The organism is Streptomyces sp. NPDC051921 (assembly GCF_040680975.1).
In the GTDB taxonomy this organism is placed as follows: domain Bacteria; phylum Actinomycetota; class Actinomycetes; order Streptomycetales; family Streptomycetaceae; genus Streptomyces.
In genome coordinates, this window is record NZ_JBFAXU010000001.1 from 51,864 (window position 1) to 74,535 (window position 22,672).

A 22,672-nucleotide genomic window follows, 5' to 3' on the forward strand; every position below is an offset into this window, starting at 1 on the left:
ACCTGGGGCCAGGCCCTTCGGGTCGGGCTAGGCGGTCTCCTCGTCCGCCAGCTCGGCGACACCCGTGATCCGGTGCAGCGGATACGTGCGGACCTCGTCGGCCGTGTGGTCGTAGCCCGTCACGAAGCCGCCCTCGACCCGGACCGGGGCGATGACCCGCTGGCTGGCCGCGCCCTCCGCGTTCACGTAGCCGATCCAGACGGCCGAGCCGGTGAGCGCGGCGGCCTGCACGGTGGCGAGGGTCTCGGCGGCGGAGGTGCGGGGCAGGGAACCGGCCGCGACGGGGGTGGCGGCCGGCTCCTTGCGCACCACCGTCGCCGCCCGGTCGCCCGCCCGGATCGCCTTGACCGCCGCCCCGAGCAGCGTCGCGTCGGGGGACGGCGGTCCGTCCGGGACGGGCTCCGGCGCGGTGCGGGGCGGGGTGCGGTACGCGTCCGCGCGGGTGATCAGGACGTCGCCCTCGGCGGACTCCGCGGCGGGCGCGTAGCCCATCGCCCGCAGCCCGTCGAGCATCGACGCCGGGTCCGCCTGGGCGGCCAGGACCGTCGGCGCGAGGCGGCGCAGCCGCAGCGCGGCCGAGCGCCGGTCGGCGAGGATCTCGCCGAGCATGGTCTCGTCGTCGCACCGCACGTAGGAGGAAGCGGCCCCGACCCGCAGGTGGCCGTGCCTCCTGGCCACGTCGTCGATGAGGTACGCGAGCGGCTGCGGCACCGGGGTGCGCGCGTGCGCGGTCAGGAAGTCGTGCAGGTCGGAGGCGGTGCGCCCGGCGTCGAGGGCGCGGCGTACGGACGCGGGCGTGAAGCGGTAGACCGTCGCGCCGCCCTTCGACTCGACGTCGGCGAGCACGGACAGCGTGTCGGCGAGCGGCCGGCGCAGCGGCCCCGGTGCGACGGCGGTCAGGTCGGCCTGCAGCAGGACGTGGTCGACGGCCTCGGGCAGCAGCGGCGCGAGCAGCGTCGCCGCGCGGGAGGCGGCGACGGCCGGCTCGCAGTCGTGTCCCCCGAGGGCGTCGTCGGAGGCGGCCTCCGCCAGCGGCAGATTGAGCAGGGCCCGCGCGGGCGAGGCGAGCGCGCCGCGGCCGGTGATCCCGAGGAGTTCGGCCTCGTCGAGGGTCCAGCGGGCGAGCTGCTCGCGGAGGTCGACGGGGCCTCCGTCCGCCGCGGCGCCGCCGGGTTGTCCGGTGCCCGCGGTGACGGCCCGGCCCGCGCCACCGGCGGCGCCGCCTCCCGCGGCCGTCGCCGTTCCCGAGCCCGGAGCCGCGCCGGGGCCCCGGGCCGGGCCCGCCGTTCCGGCGCCCCCGCCCCGCAGCGGACGGTCCCAGCGCAGCCGGGCGAGGACCGACTCCCGGTCGGCGGCGGAGCCCGGTGGCAGGGTCGCCTGGAGGGCGAGGACGCGGTGGCGGACCTCCGGGGCGGGCGCGCGGTCGAGGCCGGGGCCGAGGGCGGCGAGGGTGCGGCCCTTGGCGTCCTGGGTGCCGACCAGGCCGGAGGTGCGGGTCGCCGACAGCCACACGGAGGCGAGCCGGGCCCAGCGTTCGGCGGGCGGCAGGTCGAGCCAGTCGTCGTAGGCGGGCGTCGGCGCGTACCGCTCGTCCGCCTCGCCGTCGGAGGCCAGCAGCCCGGCCCCGTACACCAGCTCCAGCCAGAACGCGGCCGTCGGCTCGGGCACGTCGAGGGCGGTCGCGGTGCGTCTGAGGTCCCGGACGGACAGACCGCCGGCCCGCAGGACCTGCGGGCCGCCCTGGTCCCAGGACTTGAGCAGCTCCTCGACGGTCGCGAGCGCGGTGTACGCCTGCCCGGCCGCCGCGTTGTCCACCACCTGTGGACGGTAGTCGCGGGCGACCTCGACGACCGGTGCCGTCGGCTCCGGCGCCCGGTGCGCCCGCCCGCCGCGCAGGTGCAGGGCGGCCTCGCGGGGCAGCACCAGGGTGCGCGGCGAGGCGGGCAGCAGCAGGCCGCGGTCGCGCAGCCACCGCACCGGCGGCGCGGGATCGGCGGTGACCTCGCCGTACGGCGGACCCCACACCAGCCGGTCGAGCACCTTGAGCGCCTCGGGCGGCGCGGTGTCCAGGAGCGCCGCCATCCTCGTACGGTCCGTGAACAGCTCCGTCAAGGCGGCCACCGCCGACACCGGGTCGTGCGTCGCGGGCAGCCCGGCGGTCGCGATGATCTCCTGGAGCCGGCCGGGCGACATGCCCGCGGTGGCCTCGGCGACGGTCGGGCCGAGCCCGGTGGGGGACGGGTGCTGCGGTGAGGGGGCGAGCAGTTCCCGCGCGGTCCGGACGAGCCGCAGCCGCTCGTCGTCGCCCCACACCAGGGCCTGCTCGCGGAGCACCGCGACCGCGCGCGGCAGCGCCGCCTCGATCCGGGCGTCGGCGGCGTCACCGGTGAGCAGGCCGAGGAGCACGGAGTACGGGGCGGGGTCCGGGGCCACGGCGAGCGCTTCGGCCGTCTGGAGGACGAACCGGTCGAGCCGCTCCAGGGCCCGCACCACCGACGCACGGGTGCCGGCCCGGGTGGCCAGCTGCGTCAGGTCGTTGGGGACGGGGGACAGCAGGTCGGGGCGGGCCCGCAGCAGCGCGCCGAGTGCCTCGTCGCCGCCGGAGCGCAGCGCCTCCGCGAGGGTGCGCGGCGCCGCGCCGTTGCCTGTTGCGTCGGGCACGTGCGCCTCCCGGTCGAGCTCACCGATCCCCATCCGCACCACGTTAGCCCCTGCGCAGGCGCTAACGTCGTGCCGTGGGGAACGAGGGGAACGAGAACGACCGGTTGGTCTTCGACTATCTGAGCCGGATCGGCGACCTGGCCCAGCAGCGGCAGGTGCCCGCGGCCGAACGCCGCGAGCTCGTCACCGGGCTGCGCGACGAGATCGAACGGCGGCGCGCGGTGAAGGGCGAGGGGGTGCCGGGCATCCTCGGCGACCTGGGGTCGCCGGACGAGGTCGTCGGCCGGGTCGCCCCGGGGACCTCCGCACCGACGGCGCTCCCGCGCCAGGCCCCGGCCGGCCCGGCCGCCCCGAAGGGCGCCGCCTCCGGCGCCCCCCGGCCGCGTGCGGCGGCCTGGTGGCAGGACGGCGCCACGGACACCGGTGCGGTCCCCGGCTTCGTCGGCGGCGTGGAGATCCCCGAACTCCTGAGGCCCCCGCGGCCGGAGGAGGACGAGGAGGAGGACGGGGCCGGGAACGCGGCCGAGGCCGACGGGCAGGACGCGGGCGCGGCCGGGGCCGAGGACGCGGAGCCGATGGACGGGTCCGAACGGGCACCGGCCGGCCGCGCGGGCCGCGTCCGCGGGCTGCGCCCGGGCAGCCCGCTGCTCCTGGCCGCCGGCGGGCTCCTCCTCGTCGGCGCCGCCGTCGGCTCCCTCGTCCCGCTCGCGGCCGGCTGGCTCCTCGCGTACGCCTCCCGCGAGCGCCGCGCGGCAGCCCTGGTGATCCCCGGCCTGACCGCCACGGCCGGCGTCGTCTGGCTCTGGGGCCGTGTCGCGGGCCGCTGGGGCGACCCGGTCGCCCCCGGGGGCGAGGCCATGGGCGCCGCGGTCTCCGCCACGTGGCCCTGGACCCTCCGCGCTGCGGCCGTCGCCTCGGCGCTGTTCCTGCTGTGGCGGTCCCGGCGCCAGGCCTGACCGGCTTTCAGGGCCCGTCCGGCCCTGATCCTCCGGGCGGGCCCTGGACCCGCTCCGGGCGCAGGACGAGGTCGAGGAGGCCGGGGAAACGGGCGTCGAACTCGGGGCGGCGCAGGCGGTTGACCCGCTTGGGGCCCTGGTCGCGCTGCTCGACGAGGCCGGCCGCGCGCAGCACGGCGAAGTGGTGGCTGAGGGCCGCCTTGCCGACGGGGACGTCGAAGCTTCCGCAGGCCCGTGACCATTCCTCGGATCCGGCGAGTTCCCGGACGAGACTGAGCCGTACGGGGTCGGCGAGGGCGGCGAGTGCGGTGAGGACCGGCACGTCGTCGGGGTGGGTGTGCTGGGGCGCGGCCCGATGGCCGGTGGTGGTCACGGTGTCCTCCCTCGGTTCCCTCGGGTGTCGGGTCTCGGGTGCCGGGCGGGGACGGCCCGTGCGGGGTCCCGCCGCCGCGTCGCGCGGCGCAGGTCGATGTCCGGTATCCGCTTGCCGAGTGTTCGATCCAGATCATACAGTCGCCAGTGTTCGCTTTTCATTGAACAGTCGAGCCGGAGGTGCGGCATGCGCGCGATCGAGCTGGAAGAGTTCGGCGGTCCCGAGGTCCTGAAGACGGTGGAGGTCGAGGTCCCCGCGCCCGGGCCCGGGCAGGTGAGCATCGACGTGGCCTACGCGGGCGTGAACTACGCCGAGCTCAAGGCCCGCGCCGAGGGCTACCGGGTGGAGGCGCTGCCCCACCGCCCCGGCCTGGAGGTCTCCGGGCGGGTCCGGGCGCTCGGTGAGGGCGTCACCGGACTCGCCGTGGGCCAGGAGGTGGCCGCCCTGACCGGGAACGGCGGCTACGCCGAGGTGGCCGTGGCCGACGCCGCCACCGTCTTCCCGCTGCCGGCCGGTGTCGACCTGCGGACGGCCGCGACCCTTCCCACCGTCCTGCCGACCGCCCAGGCGCTCGTCCACGCGGTGGGGCGGCTCGTACCGGGCGAGACCGTCCTCGTGCACGGCGCCGCGGGCGGCGTCGGCACCGTCCTCGGCCCGCTCGCGCAGGCGGCCGGCGCGGCAGCGGTGTACGGCACGGTCTCGTCGCCCGCCAAGGCCGGGTTCGCCCGCGACCACGGCTACGACGAGGTGTTCACGGGCGACTTCGAGCAGGACCCGCGGGCCCTGGAGAAGGCGGTCCGCGCGGCGACCGGTGGCCGCGGCGTGGACCTGGTCCTCGACCCGGTCGGCGGTGAGACCCTCAAGGCCTCGCTCGCCTCGCTGGCCGTCTTCGGCCGGCTCGTCTCCTTCGGCAACGCGAGCGCCGCCGAACCGTGGCGGGTGGGCCAGCCGGAGCTCTACCCCACGGGCGTCTCCGTCTCGGGCTGGTCCGTCCTCCACCTCGCCAAGACCGCGCCCGACGCCCTGCGCGCCCTGGCCGAACAGGCCTTCGCGAAGGTCGCCGACGGCACGGTCACCCTGCCGGTCACCGCCGAGTTCCCCCTGGACCAGGCCTCCGAGGCGCACCGCCTCATGGGCTCGCGCACCAGCACGGGCAAGCTGCTGCTCAAGGTCGCGTGATCGGAGGCCGCGGCTCTCCTGGCAGGAGGTTCAGGGGACCTGCGGCCGCACGACATCGGCGAAGGGGATCGCGGCGTGGGCCTCCACGGTGAAGAGGTCGTACTTGCGGTATTCGCGCTTGGTCTCCTCGTCGTCGATGAGCCCCTTGCCCCTGTACGAGGAGATGGAGGCGTCCCAGACGGCCTCGTCCGGCGTGAGGATCCACCACGAGGTCACGTAACGCGGCTTTCGCGTCACGGTGGTCACGTTGCTGCTGTAACCCACTTCCGCGTGGTATGCGAGGTGTTCCCAGCACTCCTCCGGCGGGCAGTAGAACCTCGACTTCTTGTCCCACGAAGGTTGCGCGACCTTGAATTCGTCCAGGTCGATCGTTCCGCGGTCCTTCCTCATGACCATCACGTCGAGATCGGCTCCCACCACGTCGTACTTCGCCGTCGCGGGCACCTCGACCATCTTCTGCTCGCTGTACTCCTCACCCGGATCGAACCAGTTGCCGGGGCCGGTGAAGGGGCCGGTGCCGAGAATCGTCCGCCGGATGGACTCGAGATGGCGGGCCACGTCCTCTCCCACCTCAAGCGTCTTCCGGCGGTCCCTCAACTCGCTGCTCTTCTCGACGTAGGTCTCCGTGCGCCCGTACACCTTCCAGCCGTCGGCGAGGACGTACAGCGGGACGGACCCGCTGTTCTTCAGGTGGAGCGTCACGGGAAGGTGGATCACGGGCCGTTCGAGGTCCATCCGCGGGGTCCCGTACTGCACGTGCAGCGCCAGGTTCGCCGGTGCTGCCGTGGGTTGGTACAGGGAGGAATAGGCGAAGTTCATCCCGGCCAGGACCGCCGTGATGGCCACGCCTGTCGCGATCTTCGTCGGATGCGGAGTGCCCCGCCAGATCTTCTGCCGGACGACCACCCACAGTGCCCACAGGGACCAGAAGAAGTGCGGGAAGAACGCCAGCGTGGTCCACGTGGCCTCCCTCTCCTGGAACCACAGGACGACGAGCAGGGTGGTGACGGTCAGCGCGCTGAGGACGCCGACGAGGACGAGGGCTCCGGAGACGGTCAGGCTCCGTTTGCCCCAGTAGTCGAAGGTGGCGACGGCCGCCGCCCCTTCGACCACACCGCCGAGGATGAACAGCCAGCCCGTCATCCGCCCTGCGAACCTGATCGCGTGGAAGGCGTCCGGAAAGCCGATGACGATCAGCAGGACCGCGCACGCCACCAGCCCGAAGGCCATGAAGCCGATGGTCGCGCGTCTGCGCCAGGTGTGATCGGGCCACACGTCGCTGCCGCCCCCGCACCAGCTCACGACGCGCCTGTCCTCCAGGTCCAGGTCCTTCGGGTAGCCGTGGCGGCGGAGGATCCCTCGTAGCTCTCGCAGGGACCAGGCGCTGTCCACCGTCTCGGAGCCGATGCGCACCTCGCGCAGCCCCCGACTGTCCGGCGGACGCACCGTGATCTTGGTCGGGCGTTCCATGCCCCCACCGTCCCGTGGGGACGGGCCCCGCGCAGCCGGTGCTGCCCTGTTGGAGTGCAGGGGGAGTGAACGGGGGCGAGGGGAGCGCGGAAGTGCGACGGGGCGTGAACGGAACCGCTACCCCGTGACCGCCTCCACCGGCTCCGCCGCCCACGGCGCCCCCGGCACCACCAGCGGCGATCCCGTCACCGGATCCGGCACGACCACCGACTCCAGGCCGAAGACCTCCCGGACGAGCTCCGCCGTGACGACCTCGCCCGGCGGGCCCTCCGCGACCACGCGGCCCGCCTTCATGGCGATCAGGTGGTCGGCGTACCGCGCCGCCTGGTTCAGGTCGTGCAGGACGACGACCACGGTACGGCCGCGGACGCGGTTGAGGCGGCGGACCAGGTCCAGGACCTCGACCTGGTGGGCGATGTCCAGGTAGGTCGTGGGTTCGTCGAGGAGGAGCAGGTCGGTCTCCTGGGCGAGGGCCATCGCGATCCAGACGCGCTGGCGCTGGCCGCCGGACAGCTCGTCCACCGAGCGGTCGGACAGGGCGCTGACGTCTGTGCGCTCCATGGCGTCGACGACCGCCCGCTCGTCCTCCTCCGACCACTGCTTCCACCAGGCCTGGTGCGGCTGCCGCCCGCGCGCCACCAGATCGCCGACGGTGATGGCTTCGGGGGCGACCGGGGTCTGCGGCAGCAGGCCGATGGACCGGGCGATCCGCTTGGTGGGGATCTTCGCGAGCTCCTCGCCGTCGAGCAGGACCGCCCCGCCCCGGGGCCGGAGCAGCCGGCCGAGCGCGCGCAGCGTCGTCGACTTGCCGCAGGCGTTGGGGCCGACGATCACCGTCACCCTGCCGTCGGGGATCGCCAGGTCCAGCTCGTGGACGACGGTCCGCTCCTCGTACGCGAGCGTCAGCTCCCGCGCCGTCAGCCTGCTCACGACCTACCTCCCACTCCACGGCTGCGCACGATCAGCCAGATCAGGTACGGGGCGCCGACCGCCGCCGTCAGGACGCCCACCGGCAGTTCGGTGGGCGCGAAGAGACGCCGGCCCAGCAGGTCGGCGAGGACCACGATCAGCGCGCCCATGAGCGCCGAGCACAGCAGCGGGATCTGCGCCGTCCGGGTGGTCCGGCGGGCGATCTGCGGGGCGAGCAGGGCGACGAAGTCGACCGGGCCGGCGACGCCCGTGGCGACGGACGCCAGGACCACGCCGACCGCCACCAGACCCAGGCGCACCCGGCCGAGCCGTACGCCGAGCGCCGTCGCCGTGCCGTCGTCCAGCGACACCGTCCGCTGGGCCCGCGCCGCCCACAGCACCGCGGGCAGCATCACCAGGAGCGTGATCCGCAGCGGCAGCGACTCGTCCGCACCGCGCCCGTTCAGGGAGCCGGTCATCCAGATCTGGGCCTGCTGGGCGACCAGGTAGTCGCCCTTGGTCATGAACAGGTGGGTCAGCGAGCGCAGCGCGATCGCGAAGCCGATGCCGATGAGCACGAAGCGCGTGGCGTGCAGCCCGCCGCGCCAGGCGAAGACGTACACGAGCGCGGCGGCGAGGACGCCGCCGGCGATCGACACGTACGGGACGAGGTCGTACGAGACGAGCCCGAAGGTCATCGCGGCGACGGTCACCGCTCCCGCGCCCTGGCTGATGCCGATGACGTCGGGGCTGGCCAGCGGGTTGCGGGCGACGGTCTGGACCAGGGCGCCCGCGATCCCGAACGCGGCGCCGACCATGAGCCCGGTGCCGAGCCGCGGCATCCGCAGGTCCTCGACGACGAAGGACTCGGCGGAGCCGAGGAGGACCTTCAGCACTTCCGAGGGCGGGACGAAGCGCTCGCCGACGCACAGGGACGCGACCGAGACCGCGGCCAGGAGCAGGACGAGGAGCGCGGCGACGAGCGCGGAGCGGCGGTGCACCAGGAAGGAGGCGCGGCCGGCCCGGACGAGGCCGTAGCCGTGGGGGCGGAGCTGGGTGGCGGTCATGCCGGTACCGCCTTCCGCCGGACCAGCGTCACCAGGAACGGCACGCCGATGAGCGCGGTCATCACGCCCGCCGGGACCTCGCCCGGTGGGAAGAGGACCCGTCCGAGGACGTCCGACACCAGCAGCATCACCGGCCCGATCAGCGCCGCCATCGGCAGCAGCCAGCGGTGGTCGCTGCCGACGACCGCGCGGGCGATGTGCGGGACGGCGAGGCCGACGAAGGCGATCGGACCGGCCGCGGCGACCCCTGCGCCGGTCAGCACGGTGGCGCCGACGCCGCCCACGATCCGGACGGTCGCGACGCGCTGCCCGAGCCCCTTGGCGACGTCCTCGCCGAGCGCGAGGGCGTCGAGGCCGCGGGCGACCGCAACGACGAGGACGGCGCCGAGCAGCAGGAAGGGCCAGATCCGGGCGACGATGTGGGCGTCGCGGCCGTCGAGCGAGCCGATCTGCCAGAACCGGAACTCGTCGAGCGCCGAGGCCCTGGTGGTGAGGACGCCGGTCGTCACGGACAGCAGCAGCGCGTTGATCGCGGCGCCGCCGAGGGCCAGCTTCACGGGCGTGGCCCCGCCCCGGCCGCTCGACGCGATCGCGTAGACGGCCACGGAGGCGAGCGCGGCGCCCGCGAAGGCGAACCACACGTAGCCGGTGAGCGTGTGCACCCCGGCGAAGGCGAGGGCGAGCACGACGCCGACCGAGGCGCCCTGGCTGATGCCGAGGATGCCGGGGTCGGCGATCGGGTTGCGGGTGATGCCCTGCAGGGCGGTCCCGGCGAGGGCGAGCGCGGCGCCGACCATCAGCCCGATCAGCGTGCGGGGCACCCGCAGCTGCCGGACGACGTCGGCCTCGGGGCCGGCGGCGCCGTGCACCAGCGCGTCGAACACGGTGGCGGGCGGGACGGCCCGGGCGCCCACCGCGAGGCTGAGCAGGACCGCGAGGAGCAGGGCGACGACGGCCGCCGCGGTCGCGACGACGCGCCGCGAGGCGCGCCGGGTACGTGTGGCGGACATGGACACCCATCGGAAGTTCGGTAAGGCTTCGCTAAGTGTAGACAGCAGCGATTTCCGAACGTACGGGCACAATGGCCCGCATGGGAACCCTCACGCCGCCGACGGTCGGATTCGACCTCGACATGACGCTCATCGACTCCCGGCCCGGTATCCGGGCCGCCTACCTCGCCCTGACCGCCGAGACGGGCGTCGCGATAGACGCCGATCTGGCCGTCTCCCGGCTGGGGCCGCCGCTGGAGCACGAGATCGCCGAGTGGTTCCCGGCCGGGCAGGTCCAGGAGATGGTGGCGCGCTACCGGGCGCTCTACCCGGCGTACGCCATCGAGCCGAGCCTGCCGATGCCCGGCGCGCGGGATGCGATTCAAGCCGTTCGCGAGGCGGGCGGCCGGACGATCGTGGTGACGGCCAAGAACGAGCCGCACGCCAAGCTGCACCTCTCCCACCTCGGCATCGAGCCGGACGCCGTCATCGGCGGACTGTGGGCCGAGGGCAAGGCGGAGGCGCTGCGGGCGCACGGCGCCGGCGTGTACGTCGGCGACCACACGGGCGACGTGCGCGGGGCGGCCACCGCCGGGGCCCTGTCGGTCGCCGTGGCGACCGGTCCGTGCCCCGCCGAAGAGCTGCGCGCGGCCGGCGCGGACGTCGTCCTCGCCGACCTGACGGACTTCCGTGCCTGGTGGGAGGGCTACCGGGGCTGAGCGGCCGCTGCCTGCACGGCGCGGGCGCGGCGCCGCTGGACGGCGATCGAGCGGAGCACGCCGGCGCCGGCGATCAGGAAGCCGACGCCCATCAGCATGGACACGAGGTACGCGACCGTCGGGAACGGATCCGTCCCGAGGAACAGCGGAGCCACCGTGACCAGCGTCGCGACCGCGCCGACGATGAAGACGATCGCACCGGCGCGGACGAGGCCGTCACCCGGAGCGCTGTCGTCCGACGGGGTCGAGGGGGTTTCACTACGCATTCGGCCAGGGTAGTTCCCAGGCCGGGAGAACGGACCGGCGACGTCTTGTCACCGGGCCTGAGCCCATTAGCCTTGGGTCCCTGGGGGTACCGCCCTGCTCGAGCGCAGCGAGAGCTTGGGGGAGGGTCAGTGACCCGCTGTATCTCTTTCCCAGACACAGAGCCGGGATCCCGGCGCACCCATCGAGTACGAGGACGAGGACGGACGTGCCTACCGGCAAGGTCAAATGGTTCAACAGCGAGAAGGGCTTCGGCTTTCTCTCCCGCGACGACGGCGGCGACGTCTTCGTCCACTCGTCGGTGCTCCCCGCCGGAGTCGACGCCCTGAAGCCGGGGCAGCGCGTGGAGTTCGGAGTGGTCGCCGGGCAGCGCGGCGACCAGGCGCTTTCCGTGACGGTCCTCGACCCGACCCCGTCCGTCGCCGCGGCGCAGCGCCGTAAGCCCGACGAACTGGCGTCCATCGTGCAGGACCTCACCACGCTCCTGGAGAACATCACGCCGATGCTGGAGCGCGGCCGCTACCCCGACAAGGTCCACGGCAAGAAGATCGCGGGCCTGCTGCGGGCGGTCGCGGACCAGCTCGACGTCTGAGTTCCGCTACGGGAAGTGCAGCGCGTCCGGGCCGAGGGGTGGCACGAGTCCCTCGGCCGCGGCGCGCGTGAGCAGTCCGCGCACCGCCGCGTAACCGGTCTCGCCGAGGTCGGCGGTGAACTCGTTGACGTAGAGACCGATGTGCTGGTCGGCCACCCTCGGGTCCATCTCCTGCGCGTGCTCGAGTACGTACGGCCGTGAGACGGACGGGTCGTCCCAGGCCATCCGGACCGAGGCACGCGCCGACTCGGCGAGCAGACGCAGCATGTCCTCGCCGAGCGAGCGCTTCGCCACGATCGCGCCGAGCGGGATCGGCAGTCCGGTGGAGTGCTCCCAGTGCTCGCCCATGTCGGCGAGCGCGTGCAGGCCGTAGTTCTTGTACGTGAAGCGGGCCTCGTGGATGACGAGCCCGGCGTCGACCTTGCCGTCGCGCACGGCCGGCATGATCTCGTGGAACGGCAGCACGACCACCTCGCCGACCCCGCCGGGGACGGTGTCCGCCGCCCACAGCCGGAACAGCAGGTAGGCGGTCGAACGCTCGCTCGGCACGGCGACCGTCTTCCCGGTGAGGTCCGTGTCCGGCTCCCTGGTCAGCACCAGGGGGCCGCAGCCGCGCCCCAGGGCCCCGCCGCACGGCAGCAGGGCGTACTCGTCCAGGATCCACGGCAGCACGGCGTACGAGACCTTCAGGACGTCGTACGGGGCGTCGCCGCCCTCCGCCCACCCGTTGGTGAGGTCGATGTCGGCGAAGGTCACGTCGAGGCGCGGGGCGCCCGCGACGCGGCCGTGGGCCCAGGCGTCGAAGACGAAGGTGTCGTTCGGGCAGGGCGAGTAGGCGATCTTCAGCTTGGTCACGACGGAGACTCCTCCGAGTCCACGAGGACGGTCGGGAAGACGCTGCTGCCGAGCAGCCGGAAGGCGTTCCGCAGGGCGTCCAGGGCGGGGCCGATCCGCCAGGCGGCGCGGTCGCGCGGGCCGACGGCGTTGGACACGGCGCGGATCTCGATGACGGGCACGCCGTACGCGGCGGCGGCCTCCGCGACGCCGAATCCCTCCATCGCCTCGGCGGCGGCGCCCGGATGACGCTCCGCCAGCTCGGCGGCGCGCCCGGCGGTCCCGGTCACGGTCGACACGGTGAGGACGGGCCCGACGACGTGCGGCTGCCCGCCGCGGGCGAGCGCGTCGGCGGCGCGGGCGGCGAGCGGCGCGGCCACGGGGTGCACGGACCGGCCGAAGCCGAGCTCCTCGACGGCGAGGTAGCCGTCGCCGGTCTCGGCCCCCAGGTCGGCCCCGACGAGGGCGTCGGCGACGACGACGTGCCCGAGGGGCGCCTGCGGCGCGAAGCCGCCCGCGATGCCGGCCGAGACGACCAGGTCGTACGGCCGTACGGGGGACTTCCGCGGCGGTGCGGGGGCCCGCAGGGCCGCGGCGGCGAGCGCCGTCGCGGTGGCCGTGGCGGCGGCCGCCGGGCCCACGCCGGCGGCGAGGACGTCGACGACGGCGGACGGGCCCGCGTGCCGGCGCAGCGTGAAGCCGCCGGGCAGGGGGACCTCCGGGGCACCGCCCGGGCCGAGGCCGGCGGCGACGGAGTCCGCCTCCGCCGCCACGGCCGTCACGACCAGGATGCGAGGGACCGGGGTCAGGACTTCTTCTTGAGGTCGAAGTGCCAGATGCCGGTCACCGTCTTGCCGGTGTTCTCGACGATCGTCACCTGCGTCTGGTTCGTCGGCTCGCCCGTCTGGCTGGAGAAGAAGGCGCTGGCCGGGATGGAGCGGTAGGTCTTCTTGTACGGCTCCGGCTCGGCCGCCTGGCCGCCCAGGAAGATCGTCCAGCCGTTGTCGGCGATCTCCGGGTCGACGCCGAAGCGGACCTTGTCGTCGGTGTCGACGGTGATGCTCTTCTCGGCCTTCTTGTTGAGGCAGGCCGGGATCTGGGACTCCTTGATGGGGTCGCCGTCGTTGTAGCAGGCCGCCTCGGAGCTCACCGACTTGGACCCGACCGTCACGGTCGCGATCGGGGTCGGCTTGTCGCAGGCGGAGAGGACGAGGAGCCCCGCGGAGACGGCCCCGAGGGCCACGGCGGCCCGGCGGCGCTTACGGGTGAGGAACGCAACGGTCATGAGCCGAAGGCTATCGGGCCGTCGCGCCCGCGACACGCGGGGGTACGGCGTGCCGCCGGAGAGACCCCACCGGGGGGGCGGAGACGTACGCCACCCGCGTCCAGCCGGGGGTGCGCAGACGTGCCCCACCCGTGTCCCGCCCGGGGTGCCGGGGCCCGGGGGCGGGCGGGCGGGACCGTGACGACGGGGCCTACGCCGCCCGCGTCCTGCGGGTGCTGCCGCGGCCCCCCGGCTTCCGGGCCGCCGTGATCAGTCCGCGGACCGCGAGGAGCCAGCCCGTGCCCAGGATCCCGGCCGCCACCGCCATCCCGACGGTGCCGTTCAGGGGCAGCGAGATGCCGATCGCGCCGCCCACCACCCAGGACATCTGCAGGGCCGTCTCCGAACGGGCGAACGCCGAGGTCCGCACCACCTCCGGCACGTCGCGCTGGATCAGCGCGTCCAGGGACAGCTTGGACAGGGCCTGGGTCAGCCCGGCGACCGCGCCGAGCACGGCCACCATCAGGCCGCCGAAGAAGACCGCCGCGAGCACCGCCGTGGCGAGGACGGTCGACAGCATCGTGGCGATGATCACCTCGGGCCCGTGCCCGCGCTCCTTCAGCAGCGAGCCCACGGCCGTGCCGCAGGCGTTGCCGACGCCCGCCGCCACCGCCACCATGCCCAGCGACACCGCGGCGCTCTGCCCCGGCAGGGGGTGCACGCGCAGCAGGAACGCCAGGAAGAAGATCAGGAAACCGGACAGCATGCGCTGGGAGGCGTTCGCCTGCAGGCCGTGCAGGACCGCCGGGCCGACCGTCCGCAGGCTCGGCTTCTTCTCGCCGTGCGTCAGCAGGTGGGCGCGCCGCTCACCCTTCGCCGAGTCCACCTTGTGCGGCAGCCGCAGCGCCCAGTACGTACCCAGCAGGAACAGCGCGCACGCCCCGTACAGCGGCCAGCCCGGGCCGACCTGCTGCAGCCCCGCCCCGATCGGCGCGGCGATGCCGGTGGCGAGGAGGCCCGCGAGCGTCACCCGGGAGTTCGCCTTCACCAGCGAGAAGTTCGGCGGCAGCAGGCGCGGCACGACGGCGCTGCGCACCACCCCGTACGCCTTCGACGCCACGAGCACGCCGAGGGCGGCCGGATAGAGCTGGATGCCGCCCGTGGCGACCGCGCCGGACATCGCGACGGCGAGCACCGCACGGGTCAGCATGGCGCCCGCCATGGCCGCGCGGCGGCCGTGCGGGAGCCGGTCGAGGAGTGGGCCGATGACGGGTGCGAGGAGGGTGAACGGGAGCATCGTGATGCCCAGGTACAGGGCCACCCGGCCGCGTGCCTCGTCGGTGGGCACGGAGAAGAAGACCGTGGAGGCGAGGGCGACGGTGATCATGACGTCACCGGCGCCGTTGACGGCGTGCAGTTCGATCAGTTTTCCGAGCCCCGACTCGCCCGCGCCGTGCGCGTGCGTGGCCTTCCTGATGCCCCGCGCCGTGCCCGTGAACGGCAGGTGAAGGGCACGTCCGACCTTCCGGCCCGCTCGGCTGAGCGGCCCGGCATGATCGTGGGATCGTGCGGAAGACCGTGCGGCTGCCACTCCGTCATAGTGCCCCACGCGCAGGTCGTACGAACCGATGGCAGGGCCCGTCGGACCCCATCGGTGGTCCGCGATGCGGGCCACTTGGGGCGGGCAGGTGGGCTGAGCGCTGCGAACGGGGTAGCGTGCGTAGCGCGCCACCGGCGGATGTTCTCGGCCGCGCGCCTCTTCGGCATCCCGCAGAATGGATGACGATAGGTGTGCCCGAGACACGCGAGAAGACGAGAGACATGTCGGGCGTGGACGTCGATGCGGCCCTCTGGTCCGCTCCGCCCACTGCCCCGGACTTCGCTTTCGCTCGCTCCCGCTCCTCGGCCGGCGCACCCGTGAGACGGCGTAGGAGAGAAGCGAGACCTGTGAGTGCTGCGACGACGCGAAGCCGTGCCCCGCGAGCCACGCGTACCCCGGACCGTCAGTGCGCCGAGGCGGTAGACCTCGCCAGGGAGGCCGCCGAGGAGGCGGCCGCGCCCGGCGTGGTCGGGGAACATGTGGAGGTCGTCGCCGAGGGCGACCGGGTCGTCACGCACTTCTTCGAGTGCAAGGAGCCCGGCTACCGCGGCTGGCGCTGGGCGGTGACCGTCACCCGGGCCTCCCGTGCCAAGAACGTCACGCTTGACGAAACCGTCCTGCTGCCCGGCCCGGACTCCCTCCTCGCCCCCGAGTGGGTGCCGTGGAGCGAGCGGCTGCGGCCCGGTGACATGGGCCCGGGCGACCTGCTGCCCACAGAGCAGGACGACCTGCGCCTGGAGCCCGGCTACTCGGGCGAGGACGCGCCGCCGCCGAACTCGGCCGTCTCGGAGGAGATGGAGGACCACCTCGACGAGGAGGACGCCGAGCTCACCTCGCGCGCCCCTTCGCGCGGCGCCATCGCCGCGGTCGCCGAGGAACTCGGCATGCGTCGGGCCCGGGTCCTGTCCCGCTACGGCCTGCACATCGCGGCGGACCGCTGGGACGAGGCCTTCGGCGCGAAGACCCCGATGGCGCAGGCGGCGCCCGCGACCTGCCAGACCTGCGCCTTCCTGGTGCCGATGGCCGGCTCCCTGAAGCAGGCCTTCGGTGTGTGCGCCAACGAGTTCTCGCCGGCCGACGGGCGCGTCGTGTCCCTCTCGTACGGCTGCGGCGGCCACTCGGAGGCCGCGGTCATGCCGAAGCCCCCGCGCCCGGCCCCGCCGGTCCTGGACTCGATGGCCGCGGACGAGTTCCCGCTCCGCCCCGCCAAGGACTCCGGCTCGACCACGGAGCCGGACGGCGCGTCGGAGGACCTCGGCCACTCCTAGGCCGAGGCCGTGGATCCCTCGGGGCTCGCGGCGCCACGTCCCGGACACGACCTGGGGGGCTCCGGCTCCCGGGCCACCCGAAGGGGCGGTGAAGGGACGCGTGCGACCCGGCGTGCGGGTGCCTCCGCACGCCCCCTGCCGGGGCACGCGCCCGGGCGGTGGTCGCGGGGCGGGGCGCGGTACCTTCGGGCACCGGCCACACTTCCCCGTCCCGCAGAGTGGAGTCAGACGTGAGCGTCAGCGTCAGGACGTCGACCGACGGAACCGACCCCTTCGGTACCGCACGGCTCCGCAGAGGCGTGCTCGACGCGTGGGCCGCGGGCCCCGCCCGCTTCCGCGAGGACGCCAACGCCGAGGAGGACCTCGTCCTCGGCGGCTACCGGGACCGCCTCGTCGTCGAGCTGGCCCAGAACGCCGCCGACGCCGCCCGCCGCGCGGGCGTCACCGGCCGGCTCCGGCTCACCCTGCACCCCGCGGACGCCGACGGCCCCGCCGTCCTCGCCGCCGCCAACACCGGCGCGCCCCTGGACGCGGCCGGCGTCGAGTCCCTCTCGACCCTCCGCGCCTCCGCCAAGCGCACCGAGCGCGACACCGGCGCCGTCGGCCGCTTCGGCGTCGGCTTCGCCGCCGTGCTCGCCGTGACCGACGAGCCCGCCGTCCTCGGCCGCCACGGCGGCGTCCGCTGGTCCCTCGCGGAGGCCCGCGAGCTGGCCGCCGACGTCGCCCGGCACAGCCCCGGCCTCGGTGACGAGCTGCGCCGCCGCGACGGCCACGTCCCGCTGCTGCGGCTCCCGCTGCCCGCCGAGGGCACCGCGCCCGAGGGCTACGACACCGTCGTCGTGCTCCCGCTGCGCGACTCCGCCGCCGTCGACCTGGCCGAGCGCCTGCTCGACTCCGTCGACGACGCCCTGCTGCTCACCCTGCCCGGCCTCACCGAGCTCGTCGTCGAGACGGACCAGGGCGCCCGCACCCTCACCCGTACCGACGAGGGCGGATACGTCCACATCGCCGACCGCGCCGACTCCACGTCGGCCACCCGGCGCTGGCGGACCGTCAGCCACGGCGGGCCCCTCGACCCGGCCCTGCTCAAGGACCGGCCCGTCGAGGAGCGCCTCCGCCCGCACTGGTCCGTCACCTGGGCCGTGCCGGTGGACGCCGACGGCGCGCCGCAGTACCCCCGCACCACCCCCGTCGTGCACGCCCCGACCCCCACCGACGAGCCCCTCGGCGTCCCCGCCCTGCTCATCGCGTCCTTCCCGCTGGACACCGCCCGCCGCCACCCGGCGCCCGGACCCCTCACGGACTTCCTGGTCGACCGGGCCGGCGAGGCGTACGCGGAACTGCTGGCCGACTGGCTGCCGGTGACCACCGGCACCCTCGACCTCGTACCCGGCCCGCTCGGCAAGGGCGTCCTCGACGGGGCGCTGCGTGCCGCCGTCCTGGAGCGGCTGCCGCGGGTCGCGTTCCTCGCCCCGGCCGCAGGGTCCGAGGAGCTGCCCGCGCTGCGGCCGATCGAGGCCGAGGTCGTCGAGGGCGCGGGTGCCGACACGGTCGCGGTCCTCGCGGAGGTCTTCCCGACCCTGCTCCCGGCGGGCCTGGAGCGCCGCGTGGAGCTGCGGACGCTCGGCGTGGGCCGACTGCCCCTCACGGAGGCGATCGACCGGCTCGCGGGCGTGGACCGGACCCCGGACTGGTGGTGGCGGCTCTACGACTCCCTGGCCGGTGTCGACCCGGACCGGCTGACCGGTCTGCCGGTGCCGCTGATGGGCGCGGACACCCCCGTTCCCGAGCCCCTCGGGGTCGTCGGGGCCGAGGCCGGGGCGGACGACGAGGCGCCCCTCGCCGCCCGCGTCCGCACCACCATCGGCCCCCGCCAGGTCCTGCTGCCCCAGGAGCACACCCCCGTCGACCTGGCCCGCCTGGGACTGAAGGTCGCCCACCCGGACGCCGCGCACCCGATCCTGGAGAAGCTGGGCGCCGTGCCGGCGACCCCGCGCGCGGTGCTCACCACGCCCCAGGTGCGGGCGGCCGTCGCCGCGTCCCTCGACGCCGGCGAGATCTGGGACGAGGACGCCGACACCCTGGACGCCGACGAGCTCGCCGAGGCCGTCCTCGCCCTCGTCCGGGACGCGGACCTGGCGCCCGGCGACGAGCCGTGGCTGGGCGCGCTCGCCCTGCCCGACGAGGACGGCGAGCTGGCCCCGGCGGGCGAACTCGTCGTGCCCGGCTCGGCCTTCGCGTCCGTCATGCGCGAGGGCGAACTCGCGCTCGTGGACGCCGAACTCGCCGAACGCTGGGGCGAGCAGCCGCTCGCCGCCTGCGGTGTCCTGGCCGGCTTCCAGCTGGTCCGTGCCGCCGACCTGGTCCTCGACCCGGACGAACTGGAGCCGCGCGAGGGTGACTTCGCCGAGCCGGACGACGCGGGGCTGCTCGATGCCGTCGACGTCTGGTGCGAGGACGTGCTCGACCGGCTGCCGGAGACACCGGTGCCGCCGGTGGCGACCGAGATCGTGGCCGTGAGGGACCTGGACCTGGTCGACGACGACTCCTGGCCGCAGGCGCTCGCCCTGCTCGCGCAGCCCCCGCTGCGGGACGCCCTGACGCAGCCCGTGCGGGTGCTGCTGCCGGACGGCACGACGGAGACCGTCCGCTCGTACACCGCCTGGTGGTTGCGTGACCACCCGGTCCTCGACGGGCGCCGCCCGGCCGGACTGCGCGCCGCCGGCACCGACCCGCTGCTGATCGGGCTCTACGACTCCGCCGACGCGACCGGCTTCGAGGACGAGCAGGTGCTGCGCGCCCTGGGCGTCCGCACCTCGGTGCCCGCGCTCCTGGACGAGCCGGGCGGCGCGGCCGAGCTCCTGGGCCGGCTCGCCGATCCGTCCCGCGAGGTGTCCGGCGCGCAGCTGCACGCCCTGTACACGGCCCTGGCCGACCTGGATCCGGAGCAGGTCACCCTCCCCGACGAGCTGCGCGCGGTCGTGGACGGGGCCCTGGTGGTCGTCGACGCGGCCGAGGCCCTGGTGGCGGACGCCCCCGACCTGCTGCCGCTGGCGGCGGACCTGCCGCTGCTGCCGGTCGCCCCGGCCCGGGCGGCGGACCTGGCGGAGCTGTTCCAGGTCCGGCGGCTGAGCGAGGCGGTCGAGGCCGAGGTGACCACGGTCGGCGAGGAGCACGAGGTTCCGCCCTCCGTGCACGCCCTCCTGGGCCCGGCCACCCCCGCCACCTACATCGAGCACGAGGAGCTCCGCGCCGCCGGCATCGAGCTCGACTGGCGCCGCACCCCCGACGGCGTGATCCACGCCGCCACTCTGGAGGGCGTCGCCGCCGGCCTGGCCTGGGCCGCGGGGCAGTGGCCTCGCCGCTTCGAGGTGGCGGCCCTCCTGGAGGACCCGTCGAGGACGGCGGAACTGGCCCGCGACCGCTGGTTCGACTGAGCCCACCGAGCGCCGGCGAGTGGCGCGCGAGATCCACTCCAGGCACTCGGGGCGGCCGGCTCTCGGTCATGGTGGCAACGTATCCGGGGCGCGGAGTGCCACGCCCCGGTGAGGCTCGACGCCCAATAGAGGAACGTGGGAAAGAACCCTCCGAACCACCCCCGCTGTCCCCCAACTACCGTGCATACACGATCGGGTGACGGATGATCCGGAACGGGGGCGGGTGCGGTACGGTCGGCCGCAACAACGGCATATGCAACTCGGCCCCCGACAGGACTGCAATCCTGGCGAGGGCCTACCAATCCGGAAGAGAGACCTTCCCGATGGCTGATCCGCAGTCTAACGCGGCCTCGTCCGCGTACCCCGGTCCGTTCGAAATCCCCGCCGGTGCGCCACGCTCAGGAGTGATCCACGTACGGCACCGGCACCGGGACCGGTCGTGGGCAATCACCTGGCGCAGCATCCGGACCTGTCCGCCGTGGCGGCGGGGATCTGCGACCTTTGCTACCGCCGATCGTGACCTGCGACGGGTGCGAGCGCGCCGTCCGGAGTCACGATCCGCACGCCACCTGTGCCGACTGCAGACAGGCCGCCGGAACTACGCCGGGAACCGCCGCCCCACCCACCGCCAGGTGAGCTCCAGGACCGCCGAGGCCGCCGCCGCGATGGCGACCGCCGTCCAGGGCATGGTGACGCCGACCAGCCTCAGGGCGAAGAAGTGCTGGAGCCACGGGACGACGAGGACGAGGAGGAAGGCGCCGCCCATGGCGGCGACCAGGACGACGCGCCACCAGGTGTAGGGGCGGGCGATGATCGCCAGGACCCACATGGAGACCAGGAAGAGGGTGAGGGTCGCCGCGCTGGTCTCGGCGTCGAGGGCGCCGGGGCCGGTGTAGTGGTGGCGGGCCAGCAGGTAGGTGGCGAAGGTCGCGCTGCCGGCGATGACCCCGGCCGGGATCGCGTACCGCATCACGCGCCGCACGAAGTGGGGCTTGGCGCGCTCCTTGTTGGGGGCCAGGGCCAGGAAGAAGGCCGGGACACCGATGGTCAGGGTCGACAGGAGCGTGAGGTGGCGGGGGAGGAAGGGGTACTCGACCTGGCAGATCACCACCAGGATCGCCAGGAGCACCGAGTAGACCGTCTTCGTCAGGAAGAGGGTGGCCACCCGGGTGATGTTGCCGATGACCCGGCGGCCCTCGCCGACCACCGACGGGAGGGTGGCGAAGGAGTTGTTCAGGAGGACGATCTGGGCGACCGCCCGGGTGGCCTCGGAGCCCGAGCCCATCGAGACGCCGATGTCGGCGTCCTTCAGGGCGAGGACGTCGTTGACGCCGTCGCCGGTCATGGCGACCGTGTGGCCCCGGGACTGCAGCGCGGCGACCATCTCGCGCTTCTGCTGCGGGGTGACCCGGCCGAAGACCGCGTTCTCGTCCAGGACCTTCGCCATCCGGTCCCGGTCGGTGGGCAGCTCGCGCGCGTCGACCGTGTGCCCGGCGCCCGGCAGGCCGAGCTTGCCGGCGACCGCGCCGACGGAGACCGCGTTGTCGCCGGAGATGACCTTGGCGGCGACGTTCTGGTCGGCGAAGTAGGACAGGGTGTCGGCGGCGTCGGGGCGCAGCCGCTGTTCGAGCACGACGAGGGCCGTCGCCTTCGCTCCCGCCGACACGTCGGGGGAGTCGAGGTCGCGCGCGGCACGGGCGAGGAGCAGCACCCGCAGCCCCTGCTCGTTGAGCCGGTCGATCTCGCCGAGCGCGGGGTCCTCGGCGGGGAGCAGCACGTCGGGCGCGCCGAGCAGCCAGGTGGAGTTCTCGCCGTTGCCCTCGCTGAAGGCCGCCCCGCTGTACTTGCGCGCGGAGGAGAAGGGCAGCGACTCGGTGCAGCGCCAGTCCTCGGAGTCGGGGTAGGCGTCGATGACGGCCTGGAGGGAGGCGTTGGGCCGCGGGTCGGACTCGCCGAGGGCGCCGAGCACCTTCCGTACGTAGGTCTCGTCGGCGCCGTCGAGCAGCCGCAGGTCCGTGACGTCCATGCCGCCCTCGGTGAGCGTGCCGGTCTTGTCGAGGCAGACGACGTCGACGCGGGCGAGCCCCTCGATGGCGGGCAGCTCCTGCACGAGGCACTGTCGCCGGCCGAGCCGGATCACGCCGATCGCGAAGGCGACGGAGGTGAGCAGGACGAGGCCCTCGGGGATCATCGGGACGATGCCGCCGACGGTGCGGGCGACGGACTCCTTGAAGTCGTTGTCCTTGACGACGAGCTGGCTGATGACGAGGCCGAGGGCGGTCGGGACCATCATCCACGTCACGTACTTGAGGATCGTGGAGATGCCGGTGCGCAGCTCGGAGTGGACGAGGGTGAAGCGGGAGGCCTCCTCGGCGAGCTGCGCGGCGTAGGCCTCGCGCCCGACCTTGGTGGCGGTGAAGGCGCCGCCGCCGGCGACCACGAAGGAGCCGGACATCATCCGGTCGCCGGGCTGCTTCACGACGGGGTCGGCCTCGCCGGTGAGCAGGGACTCGTCGACCTCCAGGCTGTCCGCCTCGGCGACCTCGCCGTCGACGACGACCTTGTCGCCGGGGCCCAGTTCGATGAGGTCGCCGAGGACGATCTCGGAGGTGGAGATCCCGGCGGCGACGCCGTCGCGCCGGACGGTCGGTTTCGCCTCGCCGATGACGGCGAGCCCGTCGAGGGTCTTCTTGGCGCGGAGTTCCTGGACGATGCCGATGCCGGTGTTGGCGATGATCACGAAGCCGAAGAGGCTGTCCTGGATCGGCGCGACGAAGAGCATGATCACCCACAGCACGCCGATGATGGCGTTGAAGCGGGTGAAGACGTTGGCGCGGACGATGTCGACGGTGGAGCGGGAGCTCCGCACCGGGACGTCGTTGACCTCGCCCCGGGCGACCCGCTCGGCGACCTCGGCCGCGGTCAGGCCTGCTGCGCGGTGGACGACGGGGGCGGTGCCCGTCGGCCCCGCCCCGTCCTCGCTCCTGCCGCCGTCCGTGTCGATCTTCGCCCGCTGCGTCATGGTTTCGACGGTACGACCGGATTCGGCCGCCCACCCGCCGAGAAGTCCGAAGATCAGACCGCCGGATG

The 22,672-nt window shown here is 74.4% G+C and carries 18 protein-coding genes; 6 read left to right on the plus strand and 12 right to left on the minus strand.

Going from position 1 to position 22,672, the window contains the following annotated elements:
• Positions 1-27: 27 nt before the first annotated feature.
• Complete coding sequence (locus AB0M16_RS00275) at positions 28-2,694, minus strand: helicase C-terminal domain-containing protein (RefSeq protein WP_365337089.1); 2,667 nt, start codon at positions 2,692-2,694, stop codon at positions 28-30.
• A gap of 41 nt (positions 2,695-2,735) precedes the next feature.
• On the opposite strand from AB0M16_RS00275, the gene AB0M16_RS00280 reads away from it, so the two are divergent.
• Positions 2,736-3,617, plus strand: coding sequence for a hypothetical protein (locus tag AB0M16_RS00280; protein WP_365337091.1), 882 nt, complete (start codon positions 2,736-2,738; stop codon positions 3,615-3,617).
• A gap of 7 nt (positions 3,618-3,624) precedes the next feature.
• Here the strand turns inward: AB0M16_RS00280 and AB0M16_RS00285 are convergent, their stop codons facing one another.
• Positions 3,625-3,990 carry a helix-turn-helix transcriptional regulator gene (locus tag AB0M16_RS00285; protein ID WP_365337093.1) on the minus strand — a complete coding sequence of 122 codons (366 nt, stop codon included), beginning with the start codon at positions 3,988-3,990 and terminating at the stop codon, positions 3,625-3,627.
• A 186-nt stretch (positions 3,991-4,176) separates the two neighbouring features.
• On the opposite strand from AB0M16_RS00285, the gene AB0M16_RS00290 reads away from it, so the two are divergent.
• Positions 4,177-5,169, plus strand: coding sequence for a zinc-binding dehydrogenase (locus AB0M16_RS00290; protein ID WP_365337095.1), 993 nt, complete (start codon positions 4,177-4,179; stop codon positions 5,167-5,169).
• Between the two features lie 30 nt (positions 5,170-5,199).
• Here AB0M16_RS00290 and AB0M16_RS00295 read toward each other — a convergent pair whose 3' ends face one another.
• The 4 genes from AB0M16_RS00295 to AB0M16_RS00310 all read right to left on the minus strand — a co-directional run bounded on the left by AB0M16_RS00295 (position 5,200) and on the right by AB0M16_RS00310 (position 9,625).
• Positions 5,200-6,639: a DUF308 domain-containing protein gene (locus AB0M16_RS00295; protein WP_365337097.1), complete on the minus strand. Its 1,440-nt coding sequence runs from the start codon at positions 6,637-6,639 to the stop codon at positions 5,200-5,202.
• Between the two features lie 117 nt (positions 6,640-6,756).
• Complete coding sequence (locus AB0M16_RS00300; RefSeq protein WP_365337099.1) at positions 6,757-7,569, minus strand: ABC transporter ATP-binding protein; 813 nt, start codon at positions 7,567-7,569, stop codon at positions 6,757-6,759.
• Positions 7,566-8,615, minus strand: coding sequence for an iron chelate uptake ABC transporter family permease subunit (locus AB0M16_RS00305; RefSeq protein ID WP_365337101.1), 1,050 nt, complete (start codon positions 8,613-8,615; stop codon positions 7,566-7,568). The genes AB0M16_RS00300 and AB0M16_RS00305 overlap by 4 nt, the downstream gene beginning before the upstream one ends.
• Positions 8,612-9,625, minus strand: a complete 1,014-nt coding sequence (locus AB0M16_RS00310; RefSeq protein ID WP_365337103.1) for an iron ABC transporter permease — start codon at positions 9,623-9,625, stop codon at positions 8,612-8,614. The genes AB0M16_RS00305 and AB0M16_RS00310 overlap by 4 nt, the downstream gene beginning before the upstream one ends.
• Positions 9,626-9,705: 80 nt before the next feature.
• Between AB0M16_RS00310 and AB0M16_RS00315 the strand changes: the two genes are divergently transcribed.
• Entirely contained in the window at positions 9,706-10,323 is a 618-nt protein-coding gene (locus AB0M16_RS00315; protein WP_365337105.1) for an HAD family hydrolase, read from the plus strand.
• On the opposite strand, the gene AB0M16_RS00320 is transcribed toward AB0M16_RS00315, so the two are convergent.
• Positions 10,311-10,589 carry a hypothetical protein gene (locus tag AB0M16_RS00320; protein WP_365337107.1) on the minus strand — a complete coding sequence of 93 codons (279 nt, stop codon included), beginning with the start codon at positions 10,587-10,589 and terminating at the stop codon, positions 10,311-10,313. The two genes, AB0M16_RS00315 and AB0M16_RS00320, sit on opposite strands and share 13 nt — an antisense overlap.
• A gap of 206 nt (positions 10,590-10,795) precedes the next feature.
• Between AB0M16_RS00320 and AB0M16_RS00325 the strand changes: the two genes are divergently transcribed.
• Complete coding sequence (locus AB0M16_RS00325; protein ID WP_031073201.1) at positions 10,796-11,179, plus strand: cold-shock protein; 384 nt, start codon at positions 10,796-10,798, stop codon at positions 11,177-11,179.
• Positions 11,180-11,185: 6 nt separating this feature from the next.
• On the opposite strand, the gene AB0M16_RS00330 is transcribed toward AB0M16_RS00325, so the two are convergent.
• The 4 genes from AB0M16_RS00330 to AB0M16_RS00345 all read right to left on the minus strand — a co-directional run bounded on the left by AB0M16_RS00330 (position 11,186) and on the right by AB0M16_RS00345 (position 14,886).
• Positions 11,186-12,034: a 1,4-dihydroxy-6-naphthoate synthase gene (locus AB0M16_RS00330; RefSeq protein ID WP_365337109.1), complete on the minus strand. Its 849-nt coding sequence runs from the start codon at positions 12,032-12,034 to the stop codon at positions 11,186-11,188.
• Positions 12,031-12,795 (minus strand): futalosine hydrolase, encoded by a 765-nt coding sequence (locus tag AB0M16_RS00335; protein WP_365337111.1) that lies wholly within the window; start codon positions 12,793-12,795, stop codon positions 12,031-12,033. Before AB0M16_RS00335 ends, AB0M16_RS00330 begins: the two co-directional genes overlap by 4 nt.
• A gap of 23 nt (positions 12,796-12,818) precedes the next feature.
• Complete coding sequence (locus AB0M16_RS00340; protein ID WP_365337113.1) at positions 12,819-13,298, minus strand: DUF2771 domain-containing protein; 480 nt, start codon at positions 13,296-13,298, stop codon at positions 12,819-12,821.
• Between the two features lie 190 nt (positions 13,299-13,488).
• Complete coding sequence (locus AB0M16_RS00345) at positions 13,489-14,886, minus strand: MFS transporter (protein WP_365337114.1); 1,398 nt, start codon at positions 14,884-14,886, stop codon at positions 13,489-13,491.
• Positions 14,887-15,224: 338 nt separating this feature from the next.
• On the opposite strand from AB0M16_RS00345, the gene AB0M16_RS00350 reads away from it, so the two are divergent.
• Both AB0M16_RS00350 and AB0M16_RS00355 read left to right on the plus strand, forming a co-directional pair.
• Positions 15,225-16,145, plus strand: coding sequence for a DUF3027 domain-containing protein (locus AB0M16_RS00350; protein ID WP_365337116.1), 921 nt, complete (start codon positions 15,225-15,227; stop codon positions 16,143-16,145).
• 218 nt (positions 16,146-16,363) lie between these two features.
• A complete protein-coding gene (locus tag AB0M16_RS00355; protein WP_365337118.1) occupies positions 16,364-19,582 on the plus strand; it encodes a molecular chaperone Hsp90 in 3,219 nt (1,072 codons plus the stop codon).
• 598 nt (positions 19,583-20,180) lie between these two features.
• On the opposite strand, the gene AB0M16_RS00360 is transcribed toward AB0M16_RS00355, so the two are convergent.
• Entirely contained in the window at positions 20,181-22,604 is a 2,424-nt protein-coding gene (locus AB0M16_RS00360; protein ID WP_365337120.1) for an HAD-IC family P-type ATPase, read from the minus strand.
• Positions 22,605-22,672: the final 68 nt, after the last annotated feature.

Bases quoted from the DNA above. Each gene is read 5' to 3' on its own strand.
- AB0M16_RS00290 (WP_365337095.1), top strand. From the start codon at position 4,177: ATGCGCGCGATCGAGCTGGAAGAGTTCGGCGGTCCCGAGGTCCTGAAG.
- AB0M16_RS00360 (WP_365337120.1), bottom strand. From the start codon at position 22,604: ATGACGCAGCGGGCGAAGATCGACACGGACGGCGGCAGGAGCGAGGAC.
- AB0M16_RS00315 (WP_365337105.1), top strand. From the start codon at position 9,706: ATGGGAACCCTCACGCCGCCGACGGTCGGATTCGACCTCGACATGACG.
- AB0M16_RS00275 (WP_365337089.1), bottom strand. From the start codon at position 2,694: ATGGGGATCGGTGAGCTCGACCGGGAGGCGCACGTGCCCGACGCAACA.
- AB0M16_RS00320 (WP_365337107.1), bottom strand. From the start codon at position 10,589: ATGCGTAGTGAAACCCCCTCGACCCCGTCGGACGACAGCGCTCCGGGT.
- AB0M16_RS00295 (WP_365337097.1), bottom strand. From the start codon at position 6,639: ATGGAACGCCCGACCAAGATCACGGTGCGTCCGCCGGACAGTCGGGGG.
- AB0M16_RS00305 (WP_365337101.1), bottom strand. From the start codon at position 8,615: ATGACCGCCACCCAGCTCCGCCCCCACGGCTACGGCCTCGTCCGGGCC.
- AB0M16_RS00340 (WP_365337113.1), bottom strand. From the start codon at position 13,298: ATGACCGTTGCGTTCCTCACCCGTAAGCGCCGCCGGGCCGCCGTGGCC.
- AB0M16_RS00310 (WP_365337103.1), bottom strand. From the start codon at position 9,625: ATGTCCGCCACACGTACCCGGCGCGCCTCGCGGCGCGTCGTCGCGACC.